Origin of the sequence: Dyella sp., from assembly GCF_035486915.1 — a bacterium.
In the GTDB taxonomy this organism is placed as follows: Bacteria; Pseudomonadota; Gammaproteobacteria; order Xanthomonadales; family Rhodanobacteraceae; genus Dyella_B.
This window is the reverse complement of sequence record NZ_DATHMR010000214.1, coordinates 42,190-49,402: the sequence shown is the minus strand read 5'-3', so window position 1 is coordinate 49,402 and position 7,213 is coordinate 42,190. Positions and strand designations below refer to the sequence as shown.

Here is a 7,213-nt window from a genome sequence, read left to right as displayed (position 1 = left end):
AACGACGATGGCAGTGACGACGCCAACCCGAGTGGCACGCAGTCGGTTGCCAGCGGCGCCAGCGCCAAAGCAACCGCCGATGGCGCGGTGGCGATGGGCGGATTGAGCACGGCCGTTGGCGTGCAGAGCACTGCGCTTGGCTTTAGCGCCACCGCCACTGGCAATGCCAGCATGGCGCTGGGTGCGTATAGCAAAAGCACAGGCTACAACAGCGTTGCGCTTGGCAATGGCAGCTTTGCCGACCGCGCCAACTCGGTCTCCGTCGGTGACGTGGGTAGCGAACGCCAGATCACCAACGTCGCTGCCGGCACTCAAAACACTGACGCCGTCAACGTTGCTCAGCTCAAGCAGGTGGGGCTAATGGATGCCGGTGGCAACACCATGTCGGCTGTCACCTATGACACAGCCAGCAACCAGGGCTCGGTGACGCTAGGCGGTGCGAACGGCACCACGCTCACCAATATTGCCGCAGGCTTGAAGAGCAGCGACGCGGTGAACGTGCAGCAGTATCAGTCGCTGGCTGACACCATTGGCGGCGGCATGGGCATGAATGCCAGCGGCATGATGAGTGCACCGATGTTCATGATCCAGAACCAGGCCTACTCCAGTGTGGGGACTGCATTCGGAGCATTGGACGGTGCGGTTAGCGCGTTGAATGGTCGCGTCGGCAGCCTGGAAACCCAGGTGAGCTCGCTTAGCACGAGCGCCCCAGCAGCAGGTGCGGCACCAGGGACGACACTGGCTGCAAGCACGACTGACACCAACACCACGTTAGGTGAAAACGCTCAAGTCGGCGGCAGCGCATCCAACGCCACGACAGTGGGTGCCGGCAGCAACGTCTCTGCTGATGCGGGTACCGCTGTCGGTCAAGGCAGCCAAGTCACTGCGTCGAATGCTGTTGCCGTCGGTGCAGGATCGGTCGCCGATCAGGCCAATAGCGTATCGGTGGGCACTGCAGGCAACGAACGCACAATCACCAATGTGGCTACTGGCATCAATGCCACCGATGCGGCCAACGTCGGGCAGTTGACGACCGCAACGCAAACTGCCGTTGACGCTGCAAACGCATACACCGATGCGAGTAGCGCAGAAACGCTGACCAACGCCAATGCGTACACCGACCAGAAGACAGCGGGCTTGGTCACCAGCGACAACTTCAATGCGTTCCGCGATCAAGTGAACAACCAGTTCCACGCCGTCAACACCCGCTTGAACCGCGTGGGTGCCATGGGCACCGCTATGGCTGGCATGGCCGGCGCGATCGCCGCGGCACCGGGCACCGACAATCGCGTCAGTGCGGCGGCCGGTACGTATGCCGGTCAGGCAGCCCTGGCAGTCGGTCTTGCTCACCGTATCTCGGATAACGGCGCCGTGCTGATCGGTGGCTCGATCTCCGGTGGTGGTGAGTCGAGCGGCACGGTTGGCGTCAGCTTCGGCTGGTAATCACTCGCGCCTCTTCTCATGAGGAGGCGTTTTGTACATCGCCATGCCGTTCCCGGCATGGCGAGAACCGGACGATTGCAGATCGTCCGCCATTCCACCCGAGGCGTGGAAAGCCTCGGGCCTCACTTCAAGGACTCATGTATGAAGTCACTTCACTCTTTTCGAATGGGCGCACTCGCTGCTGCTCTGGTGTTGGCCGTTCCGGTCCTTCACGCTGCGAACCTATCCACGTCGTCTCCCCGCTTTATTGGTATGAGCCAGACGGGTGAGCAGAGTTTCGATCGCTTCATCATCACCTACAAAAGCGGCTCGGCCGAGCGCAGCAATAAAGACGCCGTGCTGCAAAACGTGAATGCGGCCGTCGGCCGCGCAGGCCTGAACCGTGCGACGAAGTTGTCAACCGGTGCCACCGTGGCACCGCTGTCGGTCTCCTACAAGCGCAAGCTCGCAGTGGGCTCGGAGTTGGTGCACACATCGCGCAAACTCAGCCAGAGCGAAGCTGATGCACTGGTGGCGCAACTCGCAGCCGACCCGGCCGTAGCATCCGTGCATCCCGACTACAAGCGCTATGCGGTGAAGGACTTCACTGCGCCGACGTCTTGGCAGGCAACAATGCTAGCTGCTGCGCAACCGCAAACATTCACGCCCAACGATCCCTACTACCAGCAATACCAGTGGAATTTCTTCAACACCACCGGTGGCGCCGACGTCAATAACGCATGGGACATCGCCGACGGTACCGGCGTTACGGTTGCCGTCATCGATACCGGCATTACGCAGCATCCGGATCTGGATTACTCGCTCGCCACCGACAATATCGGATACGACTTCATCACCGATTCGCTCGTCTCCGGCCGTGCTACAGATGATCGCGTGCCGGGCGGCTGGGACCTTGGCGACTGGGATAATACGCAACCCTATCTGCAGGAATGCTACGGTTCGAACAACCCCAACGACGGCGAGCCAAGCAGCTGGCACGGTACGGTGGTGTCGGGAGAAGTGGCCGAACTCACCAACAATGGTGTCGGCATGGCTGGCATCGCCTACAACGCCAAGGTGTTGCCGGTGCGAGTGCTGGGCCATTGTGGTGGCTACGATTCCGACATTTCCGATGCGATCGAATGGGCATCCGGCGGTCACATCGATGGCGTGCCCGATCTGGCGCAACCCGCGCAAGTCATCAACATGAGTCTGGGCGGCCAGGGGACGTGCGATGCCAGCGTGCCTGAATACACGGCTATCCAAGATGCGATTAGTCGCGGCACCACAGTGGTGGTGGCTGCAGGTAACAGCACGGCAGATGCTTCCAACTTCACGCCGGCAAGTTGCCCGGGCGTCATCTCAGTGGCTTCCAACGGCATCACGGGCAAGCGCGCGTTCTATTCCAACTACGGCAAGGGCGTGACGATTTCAGCGCCGGGCGGTGGCATATACGCCAACGATGCGTCGTCGGGTGCGGAGGTCAACAACGGCTTCGTCTGGCAGGCTATCAATCTGGGCACGACGACGCCCACTTATCCTGCCGATCCGGTCGAGGCTTATGGCGGCATGGCGGGCACGTCGCAAGCGGCACCGCACGTCGCTGGCACGGTGGCTCTCGTCGTGGGCGCCTTGAAGGCGGCCGGTATGCCGGCACTGTCCCCTGCTGATATGACCAATGTGCTCGTGAAATCGGCTCGCGCATTTCCCGTCACCGAGGATCAGCCGATCGGGGCCGGCATTGTCGATGCGTACGCCGCGGTCAATCTGGCTTTGAACAGTGACACCACACCGCCGAACCCGGGCGACAATGCCACTCCGCTAACCAAGGGCGCGCTGCTGTCCGGCCAGAACTCCACAAGCACCGGCAACCTGTACTCGATCGTTGTGCCGGCAGGTGCCACGACTTTGAACATCCGCACGTTGGGCGGTTCTGGCAACGTAGGCTTGTATGTGAAGGCTGGTAGCGCTCCGTCCGCAAATGGCGGCAATGCCGACTTCAGCTCGATCAAGCCTGGCACCAGTGAAGCCGTGGTCATTCCGCAACCGCAAGCGACCACGTACTACATCCTTGTCACAGCACCACAAGGTAGCTTCAGCAACATCTCGGTGCTGGCCGACTACAACCTCTAATCGATGTATGTATGTGGCATAAAAAAACCCCGGCACATGTGCCGGGGTTTTTGCTTAGCGTGCCGTTATATGTTTCAGCCTGCAACGTCAGCCTGTTCGACTGCAACGGCTACGGCGTGAATCACAGCAGCAATGCGTGCCGCGCTCTGGATCGGCTGCGCCGACAACCCGTGCTTGCGCAGCGTCTTCTCGTGCGACTCCAGACATTTGCCGCAACCGTTCACGGCAGACACGGCGAGCGATGCAAGTTCGAAATCGATTTTGTCGCCACCCGGATTCGTCATCGCATTCATGCGCAGACCAGCGCGCAGCGTGCCGTATTCAGGTTCTTCGACAAGATGCAAGAAGCGATAGTAGATGTTGTTCATGCCCATGATCGCCGCAGCGACGCGAGCACCGTTGAGTTCTTCCGCACTGGCGTGCTTGGCAGCCTCTTCCGCAATGGCCGCCGTCAGCGGCTTGTAGCGCGAGGCAATTGCTGAAGCGAGCGCAATCACGAAAATCTGCTTGCTCGTCAGTCCCGGCGCACCACCTTCGCTCAATACGGAGTCGAGATTCAGGCGCAGGTCCTTCGCGTAATCGGGCAATTGGGCTTTCAGGTCAGCAAGGCTCATGGGGCATCTCTTCGAATGTTGGGCACGCGAGCACGGAGTCCATACGTGGACTCATGCATCAGCAGAAGGAAAAAAATGGCGGCGAAGCGGACTTCGCCGCCAGGTGACTCCGCGCGCTCCGATGGGGGAGGGGATGAGCGGCGCGGAGTGCAATAACTGGAATCAGGCGACCTTGAGGGTGTCTTCGCCTTGGCTCCAGTTGCAGGGGCACAGTTCGTCGGTCTGCAGTGCGTCCAGAACGCGCAGCACTTCAGCCGGGTTGCGGCCGACGGAGCCGTCGGTCACGTAAACGAAACGGATGATGCCTTCCGGATCGACGAGGAACGTGGCGCGCTGAGCGACACCGTCTTCGGTCAGGATGCCGAGCGCCGTAGTCAGGTCCTTCTTGATGTCGGCAAGCATCGGGAACTTCAGGTCGCGCAGATCCTTGTGATCCTTGCGCCATGCCAGATGGACGAATTCGGAGTCCGTGCTGGCAGCCAGCACCTGGCAATCGCGGTCGGCAAACTGCTCGTTCACGTCGCTGAAGCCCTTGATTTCGGTGGGGCAAACGAAGGTGAAATCCTTCGGATAGAAGAACACGCACAACCACTTGCCCTTGTAGGTGGTGTTGTCGATGTTCTGGAAAGCCTTGTCGAGGCTCTCGATCGAAACGGTGGCCGGAACGTTGAACTGCGGGAACTTGTCGCCGATGGTCAGCATGTAGTTGATCCTATTTTGAAGGCTTTCGGGAAGGTCACGCCGCTGTCCGCGGCGCTAACCCGAACAAAGATAGAGTCTCTGCTTGCATTGTTCAAATCGATTATTATCATAATGTTCATAGATGGTGCCTATAATTGGAGTTGTCCATGAACCTGCGCGACCTCCACTACCTGGTAGCCCTGGCTGAGCACCGGCACTTTGGCCGAGCCGCCGAGGCGTGCTTCGTCAGCCAGCCCACGCTGTCCACGCAGATCAAGAAGCTTGAGGACGAACTAGGTGTCGCACTCGTCGAGCGAACGCCGCGAAAAGTGCTCCTGACGGACGTGGGTAGCGATATCGCCAATCGCGCACGCGATGTACTGAACGAGATCGAGCAGATCAAGGGCGTTGCGCGGCGCACGATCGATCCGGAATCAGGCACGGTGCGTCTGGGCATCTTTCCCACGCTCGGGCCTTATTTGTTGCCGCACGTCGTACCCATGGTACGCGAGCGCTTTCCGCGACTTGAGCTTTTATTGGTCGAGGAAAAAACAGAAACGGTGCTGCATCGCCTGCGCGAAGGAAAACTCGATGCAGGCATTCTCGCGTTGCCGATTCACGACGACAATCTGCACACCGAATTCCTATTCGAAGAGCCATTCCTGCTAGCGGTTCCGCAATCGCATCCGCTGGCTAAGCACCCTGCCCTGAAGCTCAACGATCTTTCCGATCAGAGCCTGCTGTTGCTGGAAGATGGCCATTGCCTGCGCGATCAGGCGCTGGAGGTTTGCCACATGGCCGGTGCGGGCGAGAAGAGTGGCTTCCGGGCGACGAGTCTGGAAACATTGCGCCAGATGGTGGCCTCAAATGTGGGTATTACGTTGCTACCGACACTGGCTGTGAAGCCGCCTGTCGCCCAGGCACCCAATCTGCAACTCGTGGAATTCAGCGGTCATGCGCCCAGCCGCCGCATTGCGATGGTATGGCGTAAGAGTTCAGCCATGAGCGGCTTTCTCAAGCAACTTGCAAGCGTGTTCAGGGATCTCCCGAGCGACTTGCTCGATCCGCATAGCGCAGCCATTGCTTCAACGCCCAAACGCCGCAAACTCGCCTGAACGCGTCGGCCGCCGACGTCGAACAAGCACATTCTTAGGCGTTTGCCGAAAGTCCAATCGGGCACGTCACGCCTGTTCCGCCAAGACCGCAATAACCTTCCGGATTCTTGGACAGGTATTGCTGATGATCGTCTTCGGCAAAGTAGAACGGTCCAGCCATCGCAATTTCCGTGGTGATGTTGCCGTAGCCCTTGCGCGCCAGCTCGGCCTGAAAACGCTTCGCTGAAGCTTGCGCCGCGTCCAGTTGAGCTATGTTGGACGTATAGATGGCCGAACGATATTGCGTGCCCGCATCGTTGCCCTGACGCATGCCTTGCGTGGGATCATGATTTTCCCAGAATGTTTTCAGCAACGTGTCGAACGACACACGTGCCGGGTCATACACCACGCGTACCACTTCCGCGTGCCCAGTCATACCCGAACACACTTCGCGATACGTGGGATTGGGCGTGTAACCTCCGGCGTAGCCCGCCGCCGTTGTCAGCACGCCGGGAATGTTCCAGAACTTCTTTTCAGCGCCCCAAAAACAGCCCATGCCAAACAACACGCTCTCGCTGTTTGGAAAAGCTTCGGGATGCAACGAACGTGCGTGAACATGATGCTCATCGGCGGGAGCGATCGGGTGCTCGCGTCCTGGCAAGGCGTCGTCTCGATGAGGTAAGCGCTGTTTCCAGGCACCCATACCAAGCATGGTCGAACCTCCACTCTGAAGGAATACAGTGAATCAATAGTGCAGCACAGTACGCAACGGTACGCCTTCTGGCCAAAGGGCGCGTCCTTGTAACGCTAATAATTCGATAACAACAGATGCGCCAACCAAGTCGGCACCGAGTTGTTCCAATAGGTTACGTGCCGCACCTAAAGTGCCACCTGTCGCAAGAACGTCATCGACGAGAAGGACGCGTTCACCCTTGCGAACGGTGCCTTCACGCGCTTCAAGACGATCGGTGCCGTATTCGAGCTTGTAATCAGCGTGCATCACCGGGGGTGGTAATTTGCCGGGTTTACGCAACGGTATAAAACCGGCTTTCAATTTTTGCGCGAGCGCAGCGGCAAAAATAAATCCGCGCGATTCGACACCGCACACCGCTTGCACGTTGCTTTCCAACCACGGTTCGGCCATCGCATCGATGCAACGCGCAAACGCAGCGCCATCGGCAAGCAAGGGCGTGATGTCGCGAAACACAATGCCGGGTTTCGGAAAATCCGGTACCGCGCGAATCAGATCTTCAAACGATGTCATGCACG

General features: G+C 59.2%; 7 protein-coding genes. 3 read left to right on the top strand and 4 right to left on the bottom strand.

Annotation, left to right across the window (positions count from 1 at the left end):
• Positions 1-1,443, top strand: a 1,443-nt coding sequence (locus tag VK725_RS18110; RefSeq protein ID WP_325319460.1) for a YadA family autotransporter adhesin, incomplete at its 5' end; no start/stop codon positions are given.
• A 141-nt stretch (positions 1,444-1,584) separates the two neighbouring features.
• On the top strand, positions 1,585-3,555 hold the full coding sequence (locus VK725_RS18105) for a S8 family serine peptidase (protein WP_325319459.1): 1,971 nt from the start codon (positions 1,585-1,587) through the stop codon (positions 3,553-3,555).
• A gap of 74 nt (positions 3,556-3,629) precedes the next feature.
• Here VK725_RS18105 and VK725_RS18100 read toward each other — a convergent pair whose 3' ends face one another.
• Together VK725_RS18100 and VK725_RS18095 are read right to left on the bottom strand one after the other, a co-directional pair.
• The gene (locus VK725_RS18100) at positions 3,630-4,169 is read right to left on the bottom strand and encodes a carboxymuconolactone decarboxylase family protein (protein ID WP_325319458.1); all 540 of its coding nucleotides are present in this window, start codon (positions 4,167-4,169) and stop codon (positions 3,630-3,632) included.
• 162 nt (positions 4,170-4,331) lie between these two features.
• Positions 4,332-4,871, bottom strand: a complete 540-nt coding sequence (locus VK725_RS18095) for a peroxiredoxin (protein WP_325319457.1) — start codon at positions 4,869-4,871, stop codon at positions 4,332-4,334.
• 146 nt (positions 4,872-5,017) lie between these two features.
• Between VK725_RS18095 and oxyR the strand changes: the two genes are divergently transcribed.
• Complete coding sequence (gene oxyR, locus VK725_RS18090) at positions 5,018-5,965, top strand: DNA-binding transcriptional regulator OxyR (RefSeq protein ID WP_325319456.1); 948 nt, start codon at positions 5,018-5,020, stop codon at positions 5,963-5,965.
• Between the two features lie 34 nt (positions 5,966-5,999).
• Here oxyR and msrA read toward each other — a convergent pair whose 3' ends face one another.
• Positions 6,000-6,656 (bottom strand): peptide-methionine (S)-S-oxide reductase MsrA, encoded by a 657-nt coding sequence (msrA, locus tag VK725_RS18085; RefSeq protein WP_325319455.1) that lies wholly within the window; start codon positions 6,654-6,656, stop codon positions 6,000-6,002.
• A gap of 33 nt (positions 6,657-6,689) precedes the next feature.
• Positions 6,690-7,208, bottom strand: a complete 519-nt coding sequence (locus tag VK725_RS18080) for an adenine phosphoribosyltransferase (protein WP_325319454.1) — start codon at positions 7,206-7,208, stop codon at positions 6,690-6,692.
• Positions 7,209-7,213 lie beyond the last annotated feature (5 nt).